The sequence below is a fragment of the Mesobacillus sp. LC4 genome, from assembly GCF_053543455.1.
Genome location: NZ_JBGCUB010000004.1, coordinates 146,618 through 171,634, shown reverse-complemented (window position 1 = coordinate 171,634; position 25,017 = coordinate 146,618). Strand labels below are relative to the sequence as shown.

General features: G+C 46.6%; 21 protein-coding genes. 4 read left to right on the top strand and 17 right to left on the bottom strand.

From position 1 onward, the window contains the following. Window positions 1-7: 7 nt before the first annotated feature. Entirely contained in the window at window positions 8-226 is a 219-nt protein-coding gene (locus AB5I83_RS14180) for a spore germination protein (RefSeq protein ID WP_226600082.1), read from the top strand. On the opposite strand, the gene AB5I83_RS14175 is transcribed toward AB5I83_RS14180, so the two are convergent. From AB5I83_RS14175 to addB, 3 genes are all read right to left on the bottom strand, one after another. Next, on the bottom strand, window positions 223-552 hold the full coding sequence (locus AB5I83_RS14175) for an HNH endonuclease signature motif containing protein (protein ID WP_448976111.1): 330 nt from the start codon (window positions 550-552) through the stop codon (window positions 223-225). The genes AB5I83_RS14180 and AB5I83_RS14175 overlap by 4 nt on opposite strands. Before the next feature lie 412 nt (window positions 553-964). After that, on the bottom strand, window positions 965-4,750 hold the full coding sequence (gene addA, locus AB5I83_RS14170; RefSeq protein WP_448976459.1) for a helicase-exonuclease AddAB subunit AddA: 3,786 nt from the start codon (window positions 4,748-4,750) through the stop codon (window positions 965-967). A 1-nt stretch (window position 4,751) separates the two neighbouring features. Next, a complete protein-coding gene (gene addB / locus AB5I83_RS14165; protein WP_448976110.1) occupies window positions 4,752-8,327 on the bottom strand; it encodes a helicase-exonuclease AddAB subunit AddB in 3,576 nt (1,191 codons plus the stop codon). Between the two features lie 218 nt (window positions 8,328-8,545). Between addB and AB5I83_RS14160 the strand changes: the two genes are divergently transcribed. Continuing rightward, the gene (locus tag AB5I83_RS14160; RefSeq protein WP_448976457.1) at window positions 8,546-9,700 is read left to right on the top strand and encodes an MFS transporter; all 1,155 of its coding nucleotides are present in this window, start codon (window positions 8,546-8,548) and stop codon (window positions 9,698-9,700) included. Between the two features lie 155 nt (window positions 9,701-9,855). Here AB5I83_RS14160 and AB5I83_RS14155 read toward each other — a convergent pair whose 3' ends face one another. The 12 genes from AB5I83_RS14155 to AB5I83_RS14100 all read right to left on the bottom strand — a co-directional run bounded on the left by AB5I83_RS14155 (window position 9,856) and on the right by AB5I83_RS14100 (window position 20,453). Further along, entirely contained in the window at window positions 9,856-11,376 is a 1,521-nt protein-coding gene (locus AB5I83_RS14155) for a class I adenylate-forming enzyme family protein (RefSeq protein WP_448976109.1), read from the bottom strand. Window positions 11,377-11,654: 278 nt separating this feature from the next. Further along, window positions 11,655-11,990 carry a hydrolase gene (locus tag AB5I83_RS14150; RefSeq protein WP_448976108.1) on the bottom strand — a complete coding sequence of 112 codons (336 nt, stop codon included), beginning with the start codon at window positions 11,988-11,990 and terminating at the stop codon, window positions 11,655-11,657. Window positions 11,991-12,438: 448 nt separating this feature from the next. After that, window positions 12,439-12,588: a hypothetical protein gene (locus AB5I83_RS14145; RefSeq protein ID WP_448976107.1), complete on the bottom strand. Its 150-nt coding sequence runs from the start codon at window positions 12,586-12,588 to the stop codon at window positions 12,439-12,441. A 72-nt stretch (window positions 12,589-12,660) separates the two neighbouring features. Next, on the bottom strand, window positions 12,661-13,401 hold the full coding sequence (fabG, locus tag AB5I83_RS14140; protein WP_448976106.1) for a 3-oxoacyl-ACP reductase FabG: 741 nt from the start codon (window positions 13,399-13,401) through the stop codon (window positions 12,661-12,663). Window positions 13,402-13,413: 12 nt separating this feature from the next. Beyond that, window positions 13,414-14,316 carry an intracellular short-chain-length polyhydroxyalkanoate depolymerase gene (gene phaZ / locus AB5I83_RS14135; protein ID WP_448976105.1) on the bottom strand — a complete coding sequence of 301 codons (903 nt, stop codon included), beginning with the start codon at window positions 14,314-14,316 and terminating at the stop codon, window positions 13,414-13,416. Beyond that, window positions 14,316-15,332 (bottom strand): 3-oxoacyl-ACP synthase, encoded by a 1,017-nt coding sequence (locus AB5I83_RS14130; protein WP_448976104.1) that lies wholly within the window; start codon window positions 15,330-15,332, stop codon window positions 14,316-14,318. The genes phaZ and AB5I83_RS14130 overlap by 1 nt, the downstream gene beginning before the upstream one ends. Before the next feature lie 243 nt (window positions 15,333-15,575). After that, window positions 15,576-15,758 (bottom strand): hypothetical protein, encoded by a 183-nt coding sequence (locus AB5I83_RS14125; protein WP_167832123.1) that lies wholly within the window; start codon window positions 15,756-15,758, stop codon window positions 15,576-15,578. Then, a complete protein-coding gene (locus AB5I83_RS14120; protein ID WP_448976455.1) occupies window positions 15,755-16,756 on the bottom strand; it encodes a branched-chain amino acid ABC transporter permease in 1,002 nt (333 codons plus the stop codon). The genes AB5I83_RS14125 and AB5I83_RS14120 overlap by 4 nt, the downstream gene beginning before the upstream one ends. A 16-nt stretch (window positions 16,757-16,772) precedes the next feature. Then, a complete protein-coding gene (locus AB5I83_RS14115; RefSeq protein ID WP_448976103.1) occupies window positions 16,773-17,633 on the bottom strand; it encodes a branched-chain amino acid ABC transporter permease in 861 nt (286 codons plus the stop codon). A gap of 17 nt (window positions 17,634-17,650) precedes the next feature. Then, on the bottom strand, window positions 17,651-18,358 hold the full coding sequence (locus AB5I83_RS14110; RefSeq protein ID WP_448976102.1) for an ABC transporter ATP-binding protein: 708 nt from the start codon (window positions 18,356-18,358) through the stop codon (window positions 17,651-17,653). Then, on the bottom strand, window positions 18,336-19,109 hold the full coding sequence (locus AB5I83_RS14105; protein WP_167832120.1) for an ABC transporter ATP-binding protein: 774 nt from the start codon (window positions 19,107-19,109) through the stop codon (window positions 18,336-18,338). Before AB5I83_RS14105 ends, AB5I83_RS14110 begins: the two co-directional genes overlap by 23 nt. A 99-nt stretch (window positions 19,110-19,208) precedes the next feature. Continuing rightward, window positions 19,209-20,453, bottom strand: coding sequence for a substrate-binding domain-containing protein (locus AB5I83_RS14100; RefSeq protein ID WP_448976101.1), 1,245 nt, complete (start codon window positions 20,451-20,453; stop codon window positions 19,209-19,211). A gap of 86 nt (window positions 20,454-20,539) precedes the next feature. On the opposite strand from AB5I83_RS14100, the gene AB5I83_RS14095 reads away from it, so the two are divergent. Further along, window positions 20,540-20,890: a DUF3949 domain-containing protein gene (locus tag AB5I83_RS14095; RefSeq protein ID WP_448976100.1), complete on the top strand. Its 351-nt coding sequence runs from the start codon at window positions 20,540-20,542 to the stop codon at window positions 20,888-20,890. A 100-nt stretch (window positions 20,891-20,990) separates the two neighbouring features. Beyond that, window positions 20,991-21,308: a hypothetical protein gene (locus AB5I83_RS14090; RefSeq protein ID WP_167832118.1), complete on the top strand. Its 318-nt coding sequence runs from the start codon at window positions 20,991-20,993 to the stop codon at window positions 21,306-21,308. Window positions 21,309-21,336: 28 nt separating this feature from the next. Here AB5I83_RS14090 and AB5I83_RS14085 read toward each other — a convergent pair whose 3' ends face one another. Beyond that, window positions 21,337-21,741, bottom strand: coding sequence for a VOC family protein (locus AB5I83_RS14085; protein WP_448976099.1), 405 nt, complete (start codon window positions 21,739-21,741; stop codon window positions 21,337-21,339). An 18-nt stretch (window positions 21,742-21,759) separates the two neighbouring features. Continuing rightward, window positions 21,760-25,002, bottom strand: a complete 3,243-nt coding sequence (locus AB5I83_RS14080; RefSeq protein WP_448976098.1) for a BTAD domain-containing putative transcriptional regulator — start codon at window positions 25,000-25,002, stop codon at window positions 21,760-21,762. Between the last annotated feature and the right edge of the window lie 15 nt (window positions 25,003-25,017).

Here is a 25,017-nt window from a genome sequence, read left to right as displayed (position 1 = left end):
GTTTTCAATGCCAGCAATAATAGGTCCTGTACAAATATTGAATGTAGGCGGCGGGACGGTGCAGTTTGGCGACACGCTGTTCATCTCGCCAAAAAGCAGTGCAAAAACTGTCGCTGGTCAAGGAGGATTCAACACTGGCGGTTTCATTGTTACAAATAACGGGTTGAGTGCCAGCAATGTTCTTGATGCCAACTTGATTGACCAGCCGATAGCAGGTAATAACTAGCGTTTATTTCGTTTACGCGCATTAGATTTAGTAATTTTCGGCAGCCTTGTAGAAGGCTGTTTTTTTATCCATTTCAAAAACTTCTGCAATTCAGGATGGGAACGAAGCCGGTCAATCGTGTTCAATCCCGATGCCAGTTCCTCGTTCGTGAACAGAGCATGAATCTGTTTATGGCACGGAATGCACAAATTGGCTGTTGGCATGAAAGTGCCCCCCATTTCTTTAGGAACCAGATGGTGAATGGTCACCTCAACCTCTTCCCTGCCGCATAACTCACATGTGCCGGATTGCTTTTTCTTCGCCACTCGGTGATCCCTCCCTACCATTTGTGAATTGGTCTTGAGATTGAATTGCTTTCATTTAAAAATAGCTTTTTCTATATCTTCTTGTGCAAATACATATTGATTACCATCTATTCTGATATCCTCCTATTATAAGCATCACTGGCTTTTCTATCGGACACTTTTCTCGTGCTTCACCTTCCGTTTGGCCGATATAGCCCTTCTATCGGACATTTTCCTCATCATTCATCTTCTGTTTGGCCGATACAACCCTTCTATCGGACATTTTCCTCATCATTCATCTTCCATTTGACCGATACAACCCTTCTATCGGACATTTTCCTCATCATTCATCTTCCGTTTGTCCGATACAGCCCTTCTATCGGACATCTCTCCAAGACAAACTGAAAAAACCGGCAGGATTATTATTCACATCCCGCCGGTTTTTAACATTCCTCTATTGTTCATCCAATTCCAGCAGATGGCCGCCGTCGAAGAAATATAAGTATTTCTCCGCAACAGGCTGTTTCCACACCTGTTCGATTGCTTTGGCATACAAGCTGATCTGGATTCGATATCGTTCCTCCAGGATTGGCTTTGCCTGCTCGAAACCGCCTTTGTAGCGGTCATGGATGCCATCCGTTTTAAAGTCCAGCAGGACGGTTCCTTTTTCATCCCGGAAAATGCAGTCGACTACCCCCTGAATAAAGATTGGTTCGTTTTCTCCCTGCCAATCAGGATAAACTTCCTTTGAGGGCAATGACAGATAAAACGGTACCTCACGGCTGACTTTTTCTGCCGATACCAGTCGCTTGCCGATGTCCGTTTCAAAAAAGGCAAGAATCCACTTTTTATCAATAGCATCACGCTGCTCAGGGAAAAGAAGCTCCTTCTCTACCATCTCCTCCAGCTGCAAATCGAGAGTGGCTTCGGTTACTGGCTGGTCCAGATTGATATGCTGCATGACCATATGCATCGCAGTTCCGCGTTCTGCAGGTGTGAGTTTCTTTTCCTGCATGAATCTTGGCCGATTGAGGATGGGTTTTGAAAACCTCCGGACAATCTGTGTTCCGCTTTCTTCATCCCTTGTTTCGTGGTTGCGTTTCAGCTCGGTAACGGACTGCTTGGAGCGGTGGTTTGCTGCTTCCTTGAAATGATAATTCCAGGAAAGTTGCCTGTTCACTGTCTCTGCGAATTCTGAGTCCCTGTTCACTGGCTTCCCTGCTGCAACAAGGTCCATCAAGCTTTCGTGCTCTTCGGTTTGTTCATCTGCATATGAAGCGATTTCCTCTGCTTTAATGCTTTCGATTTTCCAGCGTGATGGATGGCAGGTAATGTCCTCACCAAGTGCAGGATGAAGAGTTTCTGCACCCTCCCTGATCTCAAGACAATCTCGGTGGCGGACCACTGCAGGTCCAACCCAGTCGATATAACCCGAAGCAGAAGCTCTTGAATATTCATCCAGCAGCCACTCAGGATGGCTTGCTTCGTCCTGCCACTTGCTGATCGTCTTTTCTGCATCCTTGACCGACCCAATCAAGTAGAGCTTCTCCTTTGCCCGTGTCAAGGCAACATATAATACTCGCATTTCCTCTGCCAGCATTTCCATCTTCTTCTTGCGCTTGAAGGCCAGCTGGGGCAAGGATGGGAAGGAAATCCGCTTCTCGGGATTGATATATTTTGCTGCAAAGCCAAACTCTTTATCGAGCATATAGAATTTTTTCAGGTCCATCGTATTGAAATTCCGGGCAAGCCCGGCAACGAAGACAACCGGGAACTCCAGTCCCTTGCTGCTGTGGATCGTCATGATCCTGACCACATCTTCCTGCTCTCCAAGTGCTCTTGCAGCGCCAAGGTCGTCTCCGCGCTCCCTCATCCGCTCAATGAAGCGCAAAAAGCGGAACAGGCCTCGGAAGCTTGTGGCTTCATATTGTCGCGCGCGATCATATAGTGCTCGCAGGTTTGCCTGGCGCTGCTTGCCTCCTGGCATCCCGCCGGCAAAATCGAAGAAACGGGTTTCCCGGTACAATTGCCAGATCAAATCAGATACAGAACCCTGCCTTGCTGAGGTTCTCCATTTTTTCAAACTTTCAAAAAAGCGATTTGTTTTCTCATGCAAGCGCTCATTTTCCGGCAATGGCCGATCAATACAGAAAGCAGTCAACGCCTCATAGAAGGAACCGCGTTTCTGGCTGACCCTGATGATGGCAAGCTCTTCCTCATCCAGCCCGACAATTGGCGACCTCAGGACTGCAGCGAGCGGAATATCCTGATAAGGATTGTCAATCACTTTCAACAGAGAAAGCATGACCGCGACCTCTGTTGCCTGGAAATATCCAGTCGACAGATTCGCGTAAATCGGGATGCCTTGCTGCTTGAACTCCTCCATGATTTGCGGCGCCCATGTCATCGACCGAAGGAGAATGACGATATCACGGTAATTGACGGGCTTCGAGGTCTTTGTCTTCGGATTGTACACACCCCGTCGTTCTTCTACCATATCCTTTATGTTCTTAGCCATCAGCCTTGCTTCGAGCTGGGATTGTTCCAGGTCATCAGCATCGAAATCACCTTCTGCCGTTTCATCCCCAGGCTCAGTTTCTGCGGATTCCCCCTCGGTTTTATCAATCAAGAGCAATTCCACAGGGAACTCGTCATCCTCAGGATAAGGCGCTCCTATTTTCAGCTCGGCATTTTCATCGTAATCAATCTCGCCAACCTTGATTCCCATGATTTGCTTGAATAAATAATTCGTCCCGTCAAGGACTTCTTTGCGGCTCCGGAAGTTCTTAGCGAGATCAATTTTCAAGCCGGTCCCTTCTCCGCTGGATGTGAACCTATTGTACTTTCCAAGGAACAGATTAGGCTCAGCAAGACGGAATTTGTAAATCGACTGCTTAACATCGCCAACCATGAACAGATTGCCTGCTTCTTCCCCTTCAGCTGTCACAAGCTGGAGGATTGCTTCCTGCACCATATTTGTATCCTGGTATTCGTCCACAAGGACTTCTTTGAACTTCTGGCGATAAGCGTATGCTGCCTCTGAAGGTTCAGGTTCACCTGGATGTGCCACTTCCTCCACATCTGTATTTGCAGTCAGAATATCAAGTGTATAATGCTCCAAATCAGAGAAATCGACAAGGCCACGCTCCTGCTTCACTTCTCCAAAGCGGTGCGAGAATTCTTTTACAAGATCAATCAGGACAGAAACCAAAGGCTTCATTTCCTGCATATCCTTCAGGAAACTCTCAGGTCTGCGTGAGAATAATTCCCCTTTCAGATCCTGGACGATCTTCTTTGCCCGGTCGCGAAGCTTGGCTGCCTTGTCAACAAGATCCTTATTGAAATCATCACCGCGGCATGTTTTTGCCCTGCCAAAATTGGCAAGCTGGACCGCTTCATATAGATCTGCCCATGACCTGTCTTTTGCAGCAAGCAAGGTATCAATCACATGAAGGTCTTCGGTAAAATTAACCACCCTCGGTGCAGGGCCTCCTGGCATTCTGGCAATCTCCATCGCTTTTTCAAGAAGTTGTTTCGCTCCCTGTAGCTGCAGCTCGATATCCGCAACGAGCACCTTCATGAAAGGCAGATCCTCCATTGTTGCGTTCTCTGCTGCGTCATACATCGAAACGATTGAATCAAGATATGCATCAGGTGACGGATTGGATCTGGCAAAATCGAACAAGTCGACAATGATATCCTTCAATCCTTCATCGCTGCGGTCATTCGTGAACGCATCCACCAGGTTGAAAAATGGCTGGTTGTCTGCTTTTCCATACTCTTCCTCGAAAAGATCCTCGATCACTTCATCCCGAAGCAGCTGCCCTTCTGTTTCATCCGCAATCCTGAAGCCGGGATCTACATCAATCAAGTAATAATATTTCCTGATCACTTCAAGACAGAAGGAGTGTAGCGTTGAAATGGACGCTCTGTTCAGCAGGCTAAGCTGCTTTTTCAAGTGGGTCGAAGCCGGATTGCTGTCAATTGCTTTTTCCAGCGCTTCTCCTATCCTGTGGCGCATTTCAGCCGCAGAGGCATTCGTGAAAGTCACTACGAGCAATTCATCAACATCCATTGGATGGCTTTCCGAAGTGATTTTCTTGATGATCCGCTCAACAAGCACTGCAGTTTTTCCCGACCCAGCTGCTGCTGCGACAAGAATATCCTGCCCAGAGGCCATAATTGCCTTCCATTGGTCTTCCGTCCAGGTTGCCCCTTCCGGCACTGGCGGTATAGTCATTTTAGCCAAGATCCTCTTCCTCCTCTCCGATTGATGCAAGAATATCCAGTTTCCTGATTTCTTCCAAGCGATCATTTACTCCAGGCAAACCATCGTTAGCTTTCATCTGTTGATCCTGACGGAGCGACGCCAGCAAGTCTTCTTTTTTAATGACCGGAAGCTTCCTGAAATCATTCGATTCCACAGCCTGGTCAAACTGGCAGACCGGTTTGAAAGAACAGAATGTACATGGAGCCCTGTCCTTTAGCTTATACGGCGCCACATCGACAATTCCGCTGACAATCCTGTTTCCGGTCTCTACATATTTGTGGCGGACGAATTGGCGCAAATGGTCAAAGTCTTCCTTGCTGGCCACCTTCGAGCTTTTCAGCAGGCTGCCATCCTTTTTAAAACCTGCGGAAATGATCTGTGAGCTTCCTGTATCAAGCCCCTTGTCCATCATTCTGATGACATTTTCATCGCCGAGGAGCAAACCATTCATTTTAAAACGTTTGAGGATTTCCTCTTCGATTTCATCAAGAGTCAGCATTTTCGATGCGTTGACAATAGGATTGTGGACATGGAAATACAAAACTCCTGCCGGGTCAGCAGCCTTGCCGACCAACAATGGCGAATGAGTGATGATGATATCCAGATAGGTGAGCATTTGCAATGCCACACCGTAATAAACCTCTGTCAAATTGACATCCTTCACGCTGGATTTATAATCGACGACCCTCAAATACACACCCTTGTCGTCTTCTGCTTTGTCAACGCGGTCAATCCGGCCCATGAGCTCCATTTTCGCCCCATTTTTAAGTGAAAAAGCAAGCGGCGGCAGTTCCCCCTGTCGTCCGAAAGCAAGTTCCAAGCCTACTGGCGAGAATCCGCTGACCTTTGCATGCTCACTTAATACGAGCGACGCGCGGCTGATGATGTTCTGGAGCTTCTGCCTGATATAATGATGTCTATTTGAACTCAGCAAGATCTCATTCTGCAATTTAGGAGCCAGCTTTTGGACGGCATCCCTAGCCAGTTGTTCAGCCTGGGCTCTTGTCAGCTGGGCCCAGCTTAGGTTTTGCTGCATGACGGTCTCGGCAATTTCTTTCAGCGCAGCGTGGAATAGATCCCCGATATCAGGCGCCTCCAGCCGGAAAATCTGGCGGTCGCGCAGCTTCAGGCCATGCTGGACATAATGTGAGAATGGACAGCTGTTGAACAGCTCCATCCTTGAAACACTTCCCTGAATTTCATCACCATAAAGCTCCTTGGTGATGGATTCCGATAACTGCTTCGTTCTGTTTTCGTAAAATAAGCTGGAAAGAACCTTGCGTGCTCTATCTCGCCATTGATGACTATTTATATAATAATCGTACACATCCCACCAAAAATCATAGACAGGATAGTTGCGCTTTTTCAATTGAAGCTGGGATGTCAAATAGGACAAAGCAACGTTTTCGCCAGCTGCGTACTTCAATTGATCTTCTTCCGGCAATTCAGATGGATCCGGCAGGTATAAATGCGTTTGATGTTCAGGGAAAAGATCAGAAATTCTCTTGATGAATGAAGATGGCATCAGAGCTTTCCCTTCTTCATTGGCAATCGGGTAACTGATATGCAGTTGCTCCGATGGTGTCACAAATGCCTTGTAGGCAATAAAGTTTTCGTCCAGCAGCTTGGTGCGGCTGCTTGGAGCAAGCTTGATGCCTTTTGACTGCAGAAGCTCGCGGTCATCATCCGCAAAAATCCCTTCCTCCGTCATCTTCGCAGGAAGGACACCTTCATTGACGCCGATGACGAATGCGACCTTGACATCAGCAAGCCGCGTCTTTTCAAGGTCGGCAATCAGTATTTGATCGATCGCAGGAGGAATCAGGGAGAATCTTAGTGATTCAAAACCGGCATCAAGAATGGAAACGAACTGTTTTGGCGCTACTTTCGTATCACCAAGCATCTCGACGAACTGGTCAAGAAGATTGACCACTGCGTTCCAGGCTTGCTCATGCTCCCTCGCTTCTACCAGCCTCCCTTCCTGTTCAGCACCCATTCTCCATGCTTCAAGCTTCGCCGGGATATCGAGCTCTTCCATAAACAGATACACTGCTTCCGCAAGCTTCCTTCCCGTATCAGCACGCTTCAGACGACGGGCCATCCTCAGCAGCGGAGATGTAATCAGCAGCCGCAGGTCATTCAGTTCCTGCTCTGTCTTTTTTTCTGCATTTGTCTGGGCCACTCCGTCATACTCCAGGCCGCGTATTCTCCGGTATTTCCAGCGTTCTTTTTTCGTCCATTTATCTCCCTGGATGCCATATGCAAGCACATAGTTTTCCAGCACATCCATCTGTTCGCGCATTTTATTCAAATTCACACCGTCCGGGAACAGCAAATCCGTTTTTACCGCACGGAAAATCGGTTCATACCGCCAGTTCCCCAATACCGTTTCAAGACTGGAACGGACTAGCTCAATCAATGGATGATGAAGCATATTCCGCTTCTGGTCGATAAAGTATGGCAGGCCATAGTCGTCAAAAATCGTTTCAAGTACTTCTCGGTATTCGCTGCCTCGCATCAGTACGGCAATATCGCGATAACGGTAACCATTATCCCTTGCCAGCCCAAGGATCCTGCGGGCAACGCCTTCCAATTCTGCCCTTCTGTTGGCAGCCTGGGCAATATGGATCGCGGCTTCACTGTTATATTTAACGGCAGGCCTGGAATCGAATTCCCTTTCAAGATGCTTTAGCGATTCATCCTGCCAGCGCATCTGTTCCGTCAATACGATTTCTTCTTCCAGATCGTGGCCATTTGCTTTTATCATGTCATGCAAAGTTGAGCAGGTTTCACCTGTTACCCTGAATAAATGCAGTTCATCAGGCTTTTCATTTTTGAAACCCTTGTCGACCGGCAGCGCGATGGTCACCCTTTTACAAGTACTCATAAGCTGGTCAATGATCATCAATTCAAGAGGCGTGAAACTGTAGAAACCATCGATGTATATTTCTGCATTTTGAAGGTATTGCGAGGCCGGGATTTTCTCGGCCAGCAGTTTGAAATAATCCTCTGAATCTATATATTTGCCAAATAATTCGTCTTCAAATTGTCGATACACTAGATCAAGATCATGGATTTTGTCCTTCAGGGCTTTATTCCCTGCGGCGCTTGCCTCCATTTTTCCAGTGAGCTCGTCCGGATTGATCGCATAGCGCTTGAACTCAATCAGCATCTGCTCCATCTGCTGGATAAACCCATTCTTATCCGCTGCCTTCTGAAAGATTTTCAGCTCGTCCTTTTTGTCCTCAATGATTTTTCGGATCATCATGCTGATCCCGACGCTGTCCAAATGCTGGCGAGTGTACCCGCCCGTTTCCTGCAGGATTCTCCATGCAAGGCGCGGAAAGCTGAAAACCTGCGCCCTGATCATCCCCCCAAGCTCAGGGTCAGTGGACAATCTGTATTCGGAAAGGAATGACATTTGTTCAGGGACTAGATAAGCAATCGGGTCCCCCTGCGGGTCTGAGATGAGCCTGTCCTTGATTTCATTAATGATCATCTCGGTCTTGCCGCTCCCCGAGCGCCCTAGTACTAAACGTACAGACATCTGACTTCCCCTTTCTCTCTTTAAAAATATCTATCTTTATAAAAATTGAAAAAGGCGCTCTATACTCATGCGCCTTTCCATACCAAACGATTGTTCTATATATCTTTCATTATACCTTTTTTGAGGACCATTTTGGAAGCAGGAAGCCCGTTAATTTTTCCCAAACAACCTGCAAAAACTGTGGTGTCTGCATATGTTGGTGGTGGCAGGTGATATACATGAAATCCATGTCCTTTTTTCAAAAGGCTTCCATTCTTCTGACACTTTGTGCCATCATGGTCGCAAGCAATATTTATACTTTGATTCCAATTTATTCGGTCCTGGCAGATGACTTGTTAATCGCCGAATCCCACGTAGTCCTCGCAGGAGGTCTGTTCACTTTCTTCTATGCCTGCGGACTGCTGTCATTCGGGCCGATTTCCGATATCACGGGCAGACGAAAAATTCTTGTGTTCGGGCTTTTGGCCTCTGCTTTGACGACACTTGCAGTCGGATTCTCTGCCGGATCCCTCACTTTGTGGTTTGCCCGCTCACTGCAGGGAATCACCCTTGCTACCTTCGCTTCTGTTGCATTTGCCTACTCCTATGATGTATTCAATTTTCGGCAAAGAACGATTCTGGTTGTGCTGATCAATACAGGATTCTTAATCGCCGGGACCTTTGGTCAGATTGCCAGTGCCTTCTTGGCAGATGTTTTTTCCTGGAACAGCGTTTTCTATTTCTTCTCGACAGTCTATTTCATTCTATTTGCAGCTGCATTTTTCCTGCTGAAAGAATCACCGACCCAAACGACGGAAAGCAAGCCTGTATGGAAAATCTTTTTTCAATTGTTAAAAGAGCCTGTTTTGATGAAATCCTATATGATTACTTTTTCGCTGTTATTTGCGATAATTGCCTTCTATGATGGTATTGGCCGCTTTTTTGATGGTCCTGAATCAGACCTGCTGATGATCCGGCTTGTTGGTTTGATCGGCGCTTCCCTTTCCCTTTTCACAGGTAAACTGATCGATCGCTTTGGAGAGCTGCGCACATTGATGTTTGGTTTGGCCATTGGGTCTATAAGCGCCTTCCTGCTGCTTTTCTTTCATTCTACCGGAGCACTGATCATCTTCTCCATCTTTTTTGTTTCTTCGATTTCACTCGTAATCCCGACCGTCATTACCTTGATTGGCTCTTATGGCAGCAGCCAGCGCGCCAAAGCACTGTCCCTGTATTCCTTCATCCTGTTGACCGGAGCAAGCCTAGCTCCGCCAGTTGCAGCCCTGTTGCCATTCAGCGGAGTGATGATTCTGTTATCTTCATTTTTCTTTCTTAATATAGTGCTTTGCATTTCGATTCAAAAAAAGGCACTCCAGTCAGCGAGCGCTGGCTGAAATGCCTTTTTTATGTTTCGGGTAAGTAAACTTTTCCCTGAACTTGAAAAATTGATATATTCCGTAGTTGTGGTCACTTATTCCTTAGAATCACGGTATATCATGACTCATGGCTGTTTATTTTTAAAATCACATTATATTCCGAAGTCCCACTTTCAACTGACTGGCTTTTGCTTTTTACCTGCCATTTCCTTCAACAGTTTCTTGTCGATTTTCCCGACATGTGTTTTCGGCATTTGACTGATAAAATAAATGTTTTTAGGGACTTTATAGCTGCCGAGTTTTTGTTTACAATATTGCTTAACATCCCCTTCAGACAAAGCTGCTCCTGCTCCTTCTTCAAGGACAATATAGGACGTTACTACTTCACCCCATTTATCATCTGCCACCCCGATGACCGCCGCCTCCTGGATGGAAGGGTGTGAGCAAAGCCAGTGCTCGATCTCGAGTGGAAATACATTTTCACCGCCTGTGATGATCATCTCTTTTTTCCTGCCGACAATGTAGTAATATCCATCTTTATCCCTCTTCGCCAGGTCACCTGTATGGAGCCAGCCGTCCTTCAAGGTGTCTGCGGTCGCGTTTTTATTTTTCCAGTAATAAGAAAATGCATGATTCCCTTGAATGACGAGTTCACCGACCTCATCCTCTCTGACCTCTATACCGGTTTCATCCAGAATCCTGATATTATGGAAAAGCATTGGCTTACCGACTGAGCCCCTTTTTACATCTGCCTCTGAAGGATCTATGTAAAAATTATTCGGGCCGGCCTCTGTCAGTCCATACCCCTCCTTGAAGGCGATGCCTTTCTGTTTGTATGCTTCATAAATTTCAAGCGGGCACGGCGCACCTCCTGATAAAAACAGCTTTAAATCCTCAAATTTCGTCTTCTGGAAAAGATCGGATTTCACTAACATATGATGCATCGTCGGTACAAACAGGACGATTGTGCAACTATGCTCAATTAAGTTCCTAATCGCACTTTCAGGTGAGAAATCATTGGCCAGGACGACGGTGCCCCCGGCCATCAGGATCGGAATGGAAAGAGCGTTCAATCCTCCCGTATGGAATAATGGTAAATATGTCACCGTTCTGTCTTCATTCGTCAGATTCCAGCTGGCGATCGTAGAAATGCTGTTCCAAATGATGGCGCGATGTGACAGAACCGCTCCTTTTGGTTTTCCGGTGGTCCCACCTGTATAAATCATCGCCAACGGATCTTCTTCCTCCACTTTTTCTGCACCCAACTGGCCAACTGTTACGTCAAGCAACTGCCCGTATCGTGAACCATTGATTTGAATGCAAAGGTCTTCTTCATCCCAAATCATCGTCACTTCTTTTGTAAAATTGGAATGGAACGCCAGTAGCCTGGGCTCACAGTCCTTTATTATATATGCCAACTCATCGAGGGACAGCCTCCAGTTCAGCGGCACAAAAATGGCGCCAATCTTCCCGCAGGCAAACAGCAAATCAAAGTAACTGATTCCGTTCGGCGCAAGCAGCGCAACCCTGTCGCCTTTTTTGACACCCTTTTCACTTAGCCACACCGCGATTGCTTTAGCCCGATCATTGACTTCCCTGTATGACCATTCCTGATCCGTCCCTGCATCGGCAACCGCAACTGCATCCGGTGTCAATCCCGCTCTCGATCCAAGCCAGTCGAGCTCCCACCTCACCGCAATCTCTCCTTCTCTCGTCTTGATGAATTCATTTTAGGAGATGGGAGTTACAGGATAGTTACATAACAAAAAGCGCAAGCGCCTTGGTCAGCCCCGACAAGCGCTGGAGGGCCGACCAGTGAAGTCGTTCTTTGACTTCATTGGGTGGACCGAAGCGACTCGAGGGGCTAGGCGCTGAAGCTGGATTAAGAAAGCTACTTCTAGTTTCACAGCTAAATCATTTTATACTCTAAACAACAAAAAACACCACAGCATCTGCCATGGCGTCAAAAAGTTTATATGCCCTTCAACTCGTCTTCTGTAAAGATTTCCATACTTTTCACATGATGCCTTGCTTCGGCATCACCCAGTTTGTAGACCATCGCGTAAATTTCCTTCATCGCAAAGTCATAATCTGCATGCTCACGGTCTGGGTCTGTAAAAGGGTGAAGGTGGGAATTCCCGTAAGTGGCCCAATCCGCTTTATAGTTCTCGGTGAGATACTCCCGCAAATCCTTGATTTCCTCACCGGTAGCAATCAACGTGAATAAATGGCCCTCGGGCTCAGCCGGCGTGTCGAGCACCTCGCCGCTTTCTATATTAAAGTAGTACTTCTGCTTTGTTTCTTCCATGTACAGCACCTCATCCTTTTTTAATACCATTTACCACTTTTGGAGGGAAGTTAACCATAAAGCGAATATCGGTGAACTCACAAAGGGAGATGAACATTTTATTATTCGTTTTTTAGTGTGCGTTTGGCCAAGCGCATGGGATCAGTTAGGTTTAATGCCAGTTAGGGGAGATTTAATACCAGTTAGGACAATTTTAATACCAGTTGCGTCAATTTTAATACCAGTTAGATCGGTTGTAATACCAGTTTGGGGGAATTTGAGCGGTTAGAGGATTTATTTAACGGTTGGATGAATTTTATCAACGGTTAGCGATGTTTTTTAAACGGTTGAGGCGTATTAATAGACGGTTGGAATGGTTTTTTCATGGTTGGGTCGGGTAGTTAAACGGTTGAAACTATTATTTTTCACGGCTGCAACATTTATTCCTCGTTGAAGCCAATTTAATCCCCTATTCCAGAACTTTAATCCCCGTTAAGTCAAATTTAATCCCCGCTGAAGGGATTTTAATCCCCTTTTCTCTAATCGCAAAATAAAAAAGCGCATCAAGTGCGCTTTTACAGCGTAATCCAGCTCCAGCGCCTAGCCAGTTTTCATCCACGGGAGTGCTTCTCCGAGTATCTTGCGAGAAGCGTTAGCTTTAAGCAGCTCGAGCCGCTTGCGCTTTTTGTTTTTACATCATGATCCCGCCATCGACATGGAGGGTGGTGCCGTTCACGTATTTGGACTCGTCTGATGCGAGGAATAAGTAGGCATGTGCGATGTCCTCTGGCAAACCGAGCCTTCCAAGCGGGACGAGCATTTTCATTTGTTCAATCACTTTGTCCGGCACCGCAGCGGTCATCCCTGTTTCGATGAATCCGGGAGCGACTGCATTGACATTGATTCCTTTGCGGCCGAGTTCCTTCGCCCATGTTTTCGTCATCCCAACGACTCCTGCTTTGGTCGCTGCGTAGTTTGTCTGGCCTACATTGCCGTATATGCCTGAAACGGAGGATGTATTGATGATTCTGCCTGAACCTTGCTGGACCATTGCCGGAACAACCGCCTGGGCACAATTGAATACACCCGTCAGGTTGACATCAACGACTTTTTGAAAGTCCTCGGCCGCAAGCTTATGCAGCATTCCATCCCTGGTGATGCCTGCATTATTTATTAAAATGTCAATTTTGCCAAAATGGCCAAGAACATTTTGGACCAGCGAGTCAACACTGGATCTGTCGGCGACATCCACCTGAAAAAAAGCGACATCATAGCCTTCAGCTGACAGTTCAGCTGCACGTTTGGATCCTGTTTCCTCGTTAAAGTCCGCCATGGCAACCCTTGCGCCTTCACTGGCAAAAGTTTTAGCTGCAGCAAGCCCGATTCCATTCGCTGCTCCTGTAATAATCGCTACTTTATCTTTCAACCTCATAAAAACACCTTCCTACTCTGCTAAAAATTCTTCAATATGCTGCAATAGCTGATCCAGGTCATCCACTAATGGCGAGTGCCCGCACCCCTTCAATTTCACAAACCTTGCACGTCCAGCAAAGTCTTCGACAATCTCATCTGCCATTCTCTCAGTGACAACGAGATCCCGGTCACCCCGGAGCACAAGCACAGGAATCTGGATATCCTTCACCTGGTCTGTTCCATCCTTCAAGCCATTATTTAAAGCACTGATGTTAAAAGTATTAAGAGAATGGTAGACTTCAGCAAGATTGCGCTGCGAGAGCATATCATCCACATACTCGTCATAATGCCGCTCTTCCGGTTGACGATCGGTATAAATCAACATATTCCACATCGCCTTTAGAAATCCTTTATTTTGCTGGTCGTAAGCACTCTGGACGGCTATCGTTTTACCAGCATCTGCCTTAACTTCCTCATAAGTAACCAGCCTATTGTTCACATCAGGCAACCCTTCCGCACTTGTGCCGAAGAACGGATATCCCCTTGTGGATGCCGAAGCGAGCAGCACAAGCTTTTCACAATAGCCAGGGTAATCAGCGGCAAACTGCATTCCTACCGCTCCTCCTGTTGACCAGCCAACAAGTGAAAAATCCTTCAGCCCAATTTCATCGACAAACATTTTTACATCATCGGAAAAATCCTTGATCGACATGACTGGCTGATGATAGCTGGACTCGCCGAACCCCCGCAGGTCTATCGCATATACTTTATATTCAGGGGCGATTCCATCAATCAACAAGTCCCAATGCTTTGATGATGTCATATTGCCATGGACCAGTAGTACATTTTTAGTTCCGCCGTCCCGTTCCCTATACGCGATTGTTTCCCCATTTGGCAAGTCAACCTTCTTCAATTCAACTGCCGTTTTTTCCATTACAACACGCCCTTTCCCCAAACAATAGTCGTTGCTCCCCATGCATAACCGATGCCGGCACTGACTAGGACGACAACGTCTCCATCCTTTAATTTTCCTGCCTTTTCTGCCAATTCCAGAGACAGGATCTGGTCAATCTGTCCGATGTGCCCATAGTCTTCCAGGTAGATGGAGTTTTCGCCCTCGAGCCCCAGCTCCCTCAATACAAATTCATGAGCCGACCGTTTCATGTGAAGCATTCCGATGTAGGCGATGTCCTTCTCGGAAAAACCGCTTTTCTCCACGGACCGACGGATGACTTTTAAAAAATTGGCCATCGACTTTTGTTCGAGCCGCTCCTTCATTCCCTTCGGATCGAGGACATCCAGCTGATACAGGCCTTGTGCCAGGCTTTCTGCTGAAATCGGATTTTTTGTTCCCCCGGCAACGACGACGACATCCTCGGAAAAAGAACCATCCGTAATCATTTCTGTTTCGAGCAGAATGTTTTCCTGATGGCCCTTTTGCAAGATAATCGCACCGCCGCCCGCTCCGAGATTGTACATGAACCTTGTTCTCGGATTCTGGTAATCTATGAAATCACCATTTCGGTAGCCTCCGGCGAGGAGGACGGTATTGATTGCTGGATCAGAGACCATCATTCCCTTCGCCAGCTTCAGAGCCATCACAGTCGTTCCGCATCTTAAGGCCGTGTCGAAGGCCCAGGCATTTCTTGCACCGATTTCCTCCTGCAATTTGATGCCGGCTGTCCATAATGGGTACTCTTTGTATTCCTCGCCAATATAGATGACTAGGTCGATGTCCAGCGGATCGAGGTTCGCTTCTTCCAATGCAACCCTCGCAGCCTTGATTCCCATTTCGCATGTATGGTCTTCCGGCCCTGGCACCGGCTTTTTCCTGATTCCCATTTTCTCTTCCACAACAGGTTCGGGAATTCCTGCCAACAAAGCAATTTCTGCTCCTGTAACAAAATTTTCAGGAAGGTAGATTCCTGTACTAACAATGCCAATCTGCATCTTGGTTCCTCCTTTAAGAAAAGCGCAAGTGCCTTGGTCAGCCCCGACAAGCGCTGGAGGGCCTGCCAGTGAAGTCGTTCTTTGACTTCATTGGCAGGTCTGAAGCGACCTCGAGCTGCTCAAAGCTAACGCTTCTCGCAAGATACTCGAGGAGGCACTCACAGTGATGAAAACTGGCTAGGCGCTGGAGCTAGACACTAATCTAAGTGCAAAAGTTTATACTTTTTAAAAGAAAAAGCCGTACTATGATTCTCCGACAATTCCTTTGATAAATTCCATTGCAGACTCTAAAGAATCAAACACTGCTTCTTTTTCTTCCTGCACATGGGTTACCTTGACCCTCCAGTATTTTCTGCCGCTGTCACTTTCGATGTCCGTGAGCTGGAAGCGGAGTACGAATGAAGTAACTTGCTTTGTTTCCATCATAAGTCTCCCTGACTTACTGTCTCTGAATCAACCGTGACCTCAATCTTCTTTTTCTTTCTCAATTTCAGCTTTTGCAGCGAACCGACAATCCCCTGAGGGAAAAACATGACAGCGAGAATATAAAGGATGCCGAAAAAGATGATCCATCTTTCAAAAATCCAGTGAACCTTTGCCAGCTCAGTCAGCCAGTGATGGGAAAACTCAATGATTCCCGCACCGATGATGGCACCGACCAGCGTCCCGACGCCTCCGATGATCGTCATCAGCAAGGCATCCAGCGTGATATCCATTGTAAAAACACTCGTGTTAACGAACCTTAAGGAAACAGCATATAAAATCCCCGCAATCCCAGCGATCACTCCCGAGACGACACTGGCAATGACTTTATATTGTAAGACACTATAGCCAAGCGATTCTGTACGCTGCTCATTTTCCCTGATCGCCTGAAGAACTCTTCCAAGCGGGGAGTTGGTGAATCTTTTTAATAAAATGAAGACCAGAACCATCGAACCAAGGCAAATCAGGTAGAAATCAGTCCTGTCCTTAAGGAAGTCCGGAACCCTGAAGGTGAAGCCGTCATTTCCATAAGTTACGGTCCGCCATTTTTCAGCGAGCACCAAGAACAATCCAGCGAATGCCATCGTTAGCATGGCGTAAAAATGGCTTTTCAAGCGCAGTGTCAGCAATCCGACGAAATAGCTGACCACAGCAGTCAGCAAAACCGTCACGAGGACAGCCAGCAGAAAATAGCTTGTTTCCGGTTCAAACCTTTTCATGAAAACACCCACTGTATACGCCCCAATACCGAAGAACATCGCATGGCCGAACGAAACGATGCCGGTGTAACCAAGGAGGATGTCGTAGCTCATCGCCAGTACGGCAAAAATGAACACCTGGGAGAGCAGGATGAGCATGCTTCTAGAATCGTAGACAAACGGAAGTACTGCCAGGAACCCGGCGACAAGCAAATATAAGATGTTCATGCGATTTGAAAACATTCTTGTCATCCTCTTCTCACCCCTTTACTCCGAATAAGCCCTGCGGCCTGAAAATAAGCACGACGGCCATCAGCAGCATGTTCGCAGCCAAAGCGAGGTCTGGAACATAATAGGCCATGAATGAACCTGACAGGCCAACTAAAATTGCGGCCATTACTGATCCTGTAAAGCTGCCCATTCCGCCAATGACCACCACTATGAACGCAAGGATCGCAAACTCCATGCCCATATCCGCATAAATCACGCCAGAATAGGGTCCTAAAAGCATTCCGCCTAAGGCCGCCATTCCAGCGCCAATCATGAACACGAACATGAATACTCTCTGGATGTTGACGCCCAGTGATTGGACCATTTCCTTATTCATGACTCCGGCGCGGACGACAAGCCCGATCTTTGTCTTTTTAAGCAAATATTGTACAGCGAGGAATACCGCAAACCCTACGACAATGATGAAAACCCGGTACTTGATGATGATGATCCCGCCAAACTCCCAGCTGCCAGAAAGGTAATCAGGGGTTGCCGCTGAAATCTGGTTAGGGCCCCATACCACTTTTAACATCTCTGATAAAACAAGCATCAGGCCGAGCGTGATTAATATTTGCTGCACATGGTTGCCATAAACCGGCTTGATGATCCAGCGCTCGGTGATGATGCCAAGAATCATGCCCGTAAGGATGGCACCGATGATCCCGGCAAAAAAGCTGCCTGTTGATGAATAAATCCATATCCCGCTATAGGCACCCCAGGCAAACAGCCCGCCATGGGCAAAATTAAGCACGTCCATCAGGCCGAAAATCAAGGTAAGACCGGCTGCCAGGAGGAAGATCAGCATTCCTGTGGCAAGGCCGTTAAGGCTTAAATTAATCAATACATCCACTCTTGCTTCCCCCTTTCCTATGCAATGCCGAGATATTTCCTTCTCATTTCTTCGTCCTCACGAAGGAGGTTCATCGGGCCGTTCGAAACCGTCCTGCCATCATCGATAATGTAAAAGCGGTCGCCAATACTGCTGGCCATCATGAAGTTTTGTTCCACAAGAATGATTGTTGTCTGGTCCTTCATCTGCTGAATCGACTCCATCACCTTCTCCACAACAATCGGAGCGAGACCTTTGCTTGGTTCATCGATCAACAGCAGTTCATTGTTATTGACATAGGCTCTCGCGATAGAAAGCATCTGCTTCTGGCCGCCACTCAAAAGGCCGCCTGGTTTTTTCCAGAATTTTTTTAAATCAGGAAAAAGCTCAAGAATCCAGTCCAGACGCTGCCGGGTTTCATCATTTTCCTTTTTGATCGCTACCTTTATATTTTCCTCTACGCTCAGGCCGGCAAAAATCCCCTGATCTTCTGGAACATAACCGATGCCTCTATTGGCAATCGTATAGGTTGGCAGGCTCTTGATTTCTTCACCTTTGAAATGAACCGTACCTTTAGCAGCCGGATTAAGTCCCATGATGGTTCTCAGGGTCGTTGTTTTTCCGGCTCCATTCCGTCCAAGCAGTACGGTAACCTCCCCCTTTGGCACTTCAAAAGAGATGCCTTGAAGGATATGATACTGACCTATGAATGTCTCCACCTGGTCAAGCTTCAGCAGCGTGCTCACTATGCAAACCTCCCAAATATGCAGATTGGACCGTTTCATTTTTCATGATTTCCTCCGGCGTCCCATCGGCGAGCAGAGCACCATTGAATAAAACCATAATCGAATCCGAAAGATCCATGATCATATCCATTTTGTGTTCAATCAAAATGATCGTCCGGTCACCGCGCTCCTTGATTTTCCTGATTACCTCCAGGATTGCCGGAACCTCTTCCAGTGACATGCCTGCCGTCGGTTCATCCAGCAGCAGCACTTCGGTGTTCAAAGCCAGCAGCATAGCTATTTCCAGCTTCCTTTTTTCACCGTGGGCAAGGTTCCTCGCTAGCGCATCCTTCTTGCCATCAAGCAAGACCAGTTTCAGCCACTCTACTGCCTGCTCCTCAAACTTTTTAAAAGAACGGAAATGCCTGAGCATCTGAAAGCGGACCCCTTCATGTGACTGCACCGCAAGACGGACATTTTCGATTACCGTCAAATTTGGGAAGACATTGGTAATCTGGAAGGACCTTCCGATTCCTGCCCTCGTCCTTTTGGTTGGAGAAAGCTTTGTGATGTCATTGCCTTTATACATGACCTGTCCCTTCGTCGGCACGAGCTGTCCGCTTAACAGGTTGAAGAAAGTCGTTTTTCCGGCACCGTTTGGACCGATGATCGATTTGAAATGATTATGCGGAACGGAAATGCTGACAGAATCTACGGCGGTATGGCCGCCAAATGTAATACTGAGGTCTTTCGTCTCGATAATTGCCGTCATCTACTTCACCACCCTTAATTGAATTACGCCTTTGCACCGATTCAGTAAAAGCATAATGAACTTCGGCTAGGTTACCGAAGTTCATTATGGATCTGTTTGTTAATTCCGGATCGGTGGAGCTGTTTCTTCTGGAGAGAGCTCGCGGATCAGGACTGGAACTGGATAGTCAACTCCATCCTTTTTCTCCAATTTGATTGCATATAATGCTTGGAGTGCCTGATGATCCTCTTCACGGAAGGTCATTTTGCCTTTCGGTGAATCAAAGCTCATTCCTTCCATTGTCTCGATCAATTTCTTGGAATCGGTGTCACCCTCTGTTTTCTTTAAAGCTTCGACAATCGCCATTGCGGCTGTCATGCCTCCTGGCGTGAATAGATCTGGAAGCTCATCGTTAAAGCGCTTTTTATGTTCATCAACAAGCCATTTATTGATGTCATTTTGCGGGAGATCATGATAATAGACTGTGAAGCCTTCCATGCCGACAAGCGGCTCCATCGTTGCAAGTGCTGCGATATCAGGAGCACCTGTGGAAATTTTGATTCCTTTTTCCTGGACCTTCATATCTGAAATCTGGTTCCAAGGAGAATTCGCTCCAGCCCAGACGACAAATAAGTAATCCGGTTTTTGGTCGATGATTTTCTGGATGTTCGAAGTGAAGTCAGTTGCAGCAGGATCTGCATATTCTTCATGGACGATTTCCGCGCCAAGTTTTTCGGCTGCTTCTTTGAACGCTGCGACGCCATCGCGGCCAAAAGAATAATCCGGTGCAAGCGTGGCGATTTTCACACCATCTTTGGCAATTGCAGCGGCACCCGCAACAGCATCCTGAGAAGAGTTACGCGCTGTGCGGAAGATATATTCATTGAATTCAGAGCCTGTAATGCTGTCCGCAACAGCCGGCTCGACAATCATGATTTTTTCATATTCCTCTGCCAATGGCAGGACTGCCAGCGTATCACCTGAGCTTGAAGATCCGACCAGGAAGTCTACTTCATCCTCTTCAAGAAGTTTCGTTGCTTTCTGGACCGCTACCTCAGGTTTTGTTTCCGTATCTTCAACAATGAATTCAATTTTACGGCCCGCTACTTCATTTGTTCCATTCGTTGCGTATTCAAGGCCGAGCTCAAATCCGCGGAGTGTCTGCTTCCCATAAGCTTCAAGCCCGCCTGTTTGCGAAGCCAGCACCCCAATCTTGATCGGTTCGGTGTTCTTCGGTTCTTCCTTTCCTTCTTTCCCTTCAGTGCCGCCTGACTTTTCTGTCCCCGATCCACTGCAGGCACTTGTAAACAACAGGACCAAAATGAGCATAAAAGATAAAACAAAATTCCGCTGTCCAGCTTTCATTTCCTTTCCCCCTTTAAAATTGGTATTCCAAAGCCCACAAGCTTTGACATCATCTTAAAGAATGCCAGTTACAAATGAGTTACATCATGCTGGAGATTAATGGTTGTTGTTCTAAAATGCAGTTAAAAGTGAAAGTCAAAAGAGGTGTATTCCGTATAGAGAGAGGGGGACAACTTCGATGGATTCCCGTATTTTTGTTTATCATGACCCTTTTCACACTTCCATGGATCATTACGACCATCATCATGACGCCGATCCAGTACGGATATATAAAAAGAATGGAAGAAATAAAGAAAAAGAAGCAGCTTTCACAAAGTCAAATGTACGAGGAAATGCCTGTGCAGGAAGAAATCCTTCATATGAACCTGCAATCGAATATTTTGTTCATTCCGGCAAATATCATTGCAGGATTGATTTATAAGTACCAACATCGGTAAAATGGACCTTTTTAGCTAAAAGTTCCGAATAAAATAGTATCCCCTCCAATTTTTATGGCAATAACGTTACTAAACTGCCTAAAGCATGGAGGGGATTTCTATGATGGGAATCTATTTGATCAATGAAAAGATTCATATAAACGGACAAGCCGATAATAAAAGTGCTGAAATACAGCAAAACCTGATGCTTGATTTCATGAAGAAAGAGAGAATTCAGCCTGTAAAATTAAATCCATACCAGCTGAACGAGCATTATACGATTCCACACGCCCTGCTCTATGATCTAAAACTCCATAAAAAGCAGATCGATTGCCTGCTGATGTACTCAAATGAATCTATAAAGGATTTTGCTATCACCTATCCTGCAAGATGGCTGATCCTGAAGAGTTATTTTGACACCATTTTAACTGTGGCTTAAGGCAGTAAAAGGTTGCAAAATTTCCAATTCAAAAGCCGTCTGTTCCGCCAAAAGCAATGCAATAGCCATCAAGGTCTTTGACGGCAAACTCCTTCCAGGGACCATTATTTTCATCAACCCGTGGCTCGATGGCAATATGCGCCCCCTTTTCCTTGAATTCATGATATAACTCATCAAGCGACTTCCAATCTTCTACATAGCAATAAAGATCGAATCCCTGCTGATCCCCTGCTGCCGGCGGATTAGGCCTCACTTCCTCCGGGTCGCTGGCTTCTAACAGTTTTATTGCCAGCCCTGAAAATCCATCACGGATGACCCACCAGTCCGTGACCTCGCAGCCTAATACATCACTGTAAAATCTCCGCGATTTTTCCAGGTCCGATACCAATAAAACCTTCAATGAACTATGAATCTGTCTTTTAGTTGTCTCCATTCCAAACCTCCTGTAAGTCTATTGATTATGTCCTTCAATGATCATCTCATACATATGCTTTGTTGGTTCCAGCGGGGTGACTCCCAGTTCTTCCTCTAGCACTTCACTGCATTTTTTATACCAGCGTATGGCTTGCGGACGATTGTTTTTCCGATAATAGCAAAACATCAGCAATCGATAGGCTTCCTCCCATGTTCTGTCCCTGTGGAGGATTTTTTGGCACCAATGAATGGCAGAATCATAGTTTTCACGTCTTACATTCAGCTGCGCCAGTTTTTCCGCCCCCCGCAAAAAGTAAACAAGCAGCCGCTCCCGTTCATTGAGGCACCAGTCCTCATACCTTCTTTCAGGAAGATAATCCCCGTTATATAAATTCAAGGCGCGTTCCAGTTCCTCCATTGATTTTTCGGTGTTCTTCTCTTCCAGGCCGGCTTCTGCCCATTCTTCGAATATACGTGAATCAAGCTCGATTGCTGCCTGGGGGTTCATTCCGTATCCCGTTCCCTCCCTGACGATGAAAAACGGGGTGGATCTCGCTTTGCGTGCAGGCTCCAGAACATTATTCAAGGCATTCAGGGCAACCTTAAAATCTCGGTCTGCATTCTTTTCCTCATGGGCTGGCCAAAGAATCTGGAAAATGTCCTCCTTCATCAGGAACTGGCTTCTCTTTGTCAAGAATAGCTGGAATAGCTCTTTCGCCTTCCCTCTTTGCCAATCGCGATCCTCCACTTCCCTGTCTCCAAGCCAGAGCCGGAATTGGCCAAGTGTTTGGACCCTTAATGTATAGCCTGGATGAGCACTCAGGCGCGGGATCTTCAAATCCTCCAACAGCTTCTCGGCATATCCAGGAGCTACGGATTTCTTTACCGCTTCTATGAGCATAGGGGCGAACACTTGCAAGTCCCTCGGCCCAAATGTCGTCCGCTTTTTCAGGAAAAATTCATACCTTCCTGTCTTCATCAATTTTAAGAAGCTAGAAAATGCTGTTTTGAATTCCTCATCTTCATTTACTGAAAAATAATAATAGGACTTCCAAAATGACAGCAGCATCCTGCCAAATTCATCACCACACTGATCGATCAGCCCTTCTGCTTTATGAAGGTTCTCGATCGCCTCCTTGTGTCTGTCGTTGTAAATTGACGCAATCGCCAGGCAGAGTGTAATAAGCGCTGAAAGCCATACATCCTTCACCTGTTCTGTTTCAAGCAGCGCCTTCCTTCCAGCCTCAGAAGCTCTTTCGAATTCACGCCTTGAGCCATATAGAATGCACAGGCCCATCAGCGGTTCGGCCTTCCCGCGCTCAATGCTCAGGCGACCCATGATATCAAGTGCCGTCTCATAGCATTTTTCAGCAAGAGTTAGATCATATTGTTCAATCAATTGGACTGCATGGCCCATCCTGATCCATCCGCAAGCTTCCACAAATGGAGCTTGGATATCAATTCCATTCTGAATCCCTGATTGAGATAAAGTCTTTGCTTGCATGCCATTGCCTGTAAAAGCTTCAATCAATGCCAGCAGCAGGTCCGTCTCCCTGTGTGATTGCGGCAAATGCAGTTTTTCATCCAGATGGCCTGTCGCCTTGGCATCCGTTAAAATCCTTCTTGCTTCTTGAAATCGGCCGGTCCTCAAATATAACCGGGCTTCCAGGTTTCCATCTTCTATATGGACTCCCATCGACCTTGCCCGTTCAATCCACCTTTCAGCCTTCAATGCCTGCCCGGAATTGATCAGGTTTTCAGCAAGAAGACGGTACAGCCTTCCCGTTTCCTCCGCTGCAGCATCAAGCATCGCCGCTTCCCGAAGCTCAATTGCCTGAGCTAGTATACGTTCAGCTTTAAGCGGCTGGATTGTATCAAGATAAATTTTTGCTTTGCCTTCAAGTGCCTTACTTTTCCATTCTGCCTTCCCTATCCTGTCAGCTGCCCGTATTGCCTGTTCATAACATGCTTCCGCTTGCCTGTACAATGACCGATAGCGGTACACCTCTCCCTCAAGAAATAAAAGGGAACAATAGCGGCTTTTATCCTCGACGGGGATTTTTGCGAGCCGCTCCTGCAGATTCTCGAGCTTGCCCATTTCAAGAAGTTCCATCCCCTGTTCGTCCATAATCGCTGCAGCAGCGCTGTATTGGCCAATTTTCTCGTAACAATATAATGCCTCTTCCCACTGCCCTTTCTTTTCAAAATAATGGGCACTGTTCATCATCAATACCTTGTATTGACCAGGCTGGCTTGTGATCAGCCTGGTCTCGAGGAATTCGCGAAAAAGGGCGTGATACCTGAACTGGCTATCACCAATCTGCTGGATGAACAGATTTTTCGCAGTCAACTGCTGCAGCATCTGGATGGAACCGTTCATTCCGAGGATGTGATCGCATATATCCGTGCTTATTTCCTCGAAGATACTTGTCTGTTCAAGGAATTGCTGGATCATTGGAGGCTGTTTCGAAAACACTTCATAAACCAGGTATTGAAATAAATCCTCTAGCGACTTTGCGGGCTCTGCCAGGAGTTCATCCAGACTTTGCAGGTGAGGAAGCTGCTGGGCGATCATTCCAATTGCAATGACCCACCCTTCTGTAATTTGATACAGCTGGTCTATCTGTTCCTCACTGATGGCAAGCTGATAATAATCAGATAGAAGCAGCTCGATTTCCTCTTTGCCAAAAATCAAATCAGCCTTCGAGATTTCATTCAATTCATTTTTAGCCCTTAACTTAGCCAGCACTTTCCAACCAGGCTTCGTCCTGGTTGAAATGACCAGATGAAGATGGCTCGGCATATGTTCCAGCAGTTTCTCCATCCAGACATTGATATGGTAGGAATGTTCGATTGCGTGGAAATCATCTAAAATGACAACGATCTGTTCAGGTATCTGGAGTACCTCATTGATGAAAAGCGAAGAGAGCATGCTAAGCTCTTCTTCCCTAATGTATCGTTCCATTTTTTTCATATATGGTATTAACTCGTGGCCAAAATCCGGGAACAAGGTTTGAATCGAGGCTGTCAAATAGGATAGAAACGGAAGAATATCATCATCAGAAGTAGTGATTGTATACCAAGAGCATGTCTGTTTCTGATCTTTGACATGCAAGGCCAGAGCCGTACTCTTTCCATAGCCAGCGCCCGCCTGAATGATGGTCAGCGGCTTCTCGGAAATCGCTTTCATTTTTCTCGATAATTTTGCTCGCCTTATCGATTGCTCCTGCAAACCAGGAACAAGTAATTTCGTTTTGATCAATGGCAATGTTCCCTGCATGTAATCTCCGCCCTG

Excerpts from the sequence above, each read along its gene's own strand:
- AB5I83_RS14180 (WP_226600082.1), top strand. The coding sequence starts at position 8 with ATGCCAGCAATAATAGGTCCTGTACAAATATTGAATGTAGGCGGCGGG.
- AB5I83_RS14175 (WP_448976111.1), bottom strand. The coding sequence starts at position 552 with ATGGTAGGGAGGGATCACCGAGTGGCGAAGAAAAAGCAATCCGGCACA.
- addA (WP_448976459.1), bottom strand. The coding sequence starts at position 4,750 with ATGACTATACCGCCAGTGCCGGAAGGGGCAACCTGGACGGAAGACCAA.
- addB (WP_448976110.1), bottom strand. The coding sequence starts at position 8,327 with ATGTCTGTACGTTTAGTACTAGGGCGCTCGGGGAGCGGCAAGACCGAG.
- AB5I83_RS14160 (WP_448976457.1), top strand. The coding sequence starts at position 8,546 with ATGAAATCCATGTCCTTTTTTCAAAAGGCTTCCATTCTTCTGACACTT.
- AB5I83_RS14150 (WP_448976108.1), bottom strand. The coding sequence starts at position 11,990 with ATGGAAGAAACAAAGCAGAAGTACTACTTTAATATAGAAAGCGGCGAG.
- fabG (WP_448976106.1), bottom strand. The coding sequence starts at position 13,401 with ATGAGGTTGAAAGATAAAGTAGCGATTATTACAGGAGCAGCGAATGGA.
- phaZ (WP_448976105.1), bottom strand. The coding sequence starts at position 14,316 with ATGGAAAAAACGGCAGTTGAATTGAAGAAGGTTGACTTGCCAAATGGG.
- AB5I83_RS14130 (WP_448976104.1), bottom strand. The coding sequence starts at position 15,332 with ATGCAGATTGGCATTGTTAGTACAGGAATCTACCTTCCTGAAAATTTT.
- AB5I83_RS14125 (WP_167832123.1), bottom strand. The coding sequence starts at position 15,758 with ATGATGGAAACAAAGCAAGTTACTTCATTCGTACTCCGCTTCCAGCTC.
- AB5I83_RS14120 (WP_448976455.1), bottom strand. The coding sequence starts at position 16,756 with ATGTTTTCAAATCGCATGAACATCTTATATTTGCTTGTCGCCGGGTTC.
- AB5I83_RS14105 (WP_167832120.1), bottom strand. The coding sequence starts at position 19,109 with ATGACGGCAATTATCGAGACGAAAGACCTCAGTATTACATTTGGCGGC.
- AB5I83_RS14100 (WP_448976101.1), bottom strand. The coding sequence starts at position 20,453 with ATGAAAGCTGGACAGCGGAATTTTGTTTTATCTTTTATGCTCATTTTG.
- AB5I83_RS14095 (WP_448976100.1), top strand. The coding sequence starts at position 20,540 with ATGCTGGAGATTAATGGTTGTTGTTCTAAAATGCAGTTAAAAGTGAAA.
- AB5I83_RS14090 (WP_167832118.1), top strand. The coding sequence starts at position 20,991 with ATGATGGGAATCTATTTGATCAATGAAAAGATTCATATAAACGGACAA.
- AB5I83_RS14085 (WP_448976099.1), bottom strand. The coding sequence starts at position 21,741 with ATGGAGACAACTAAAAGACAGATTCATAGTTCATTGAAGGTTTTATTG.
- AB5I83_RS14080 (WP_448976098.1), bottom strand. The coding sequence starts at position 25,002 with ATGCAGGGAACATTGCCATTGATCAAAACGAAATTACTTGTTCCTGGT.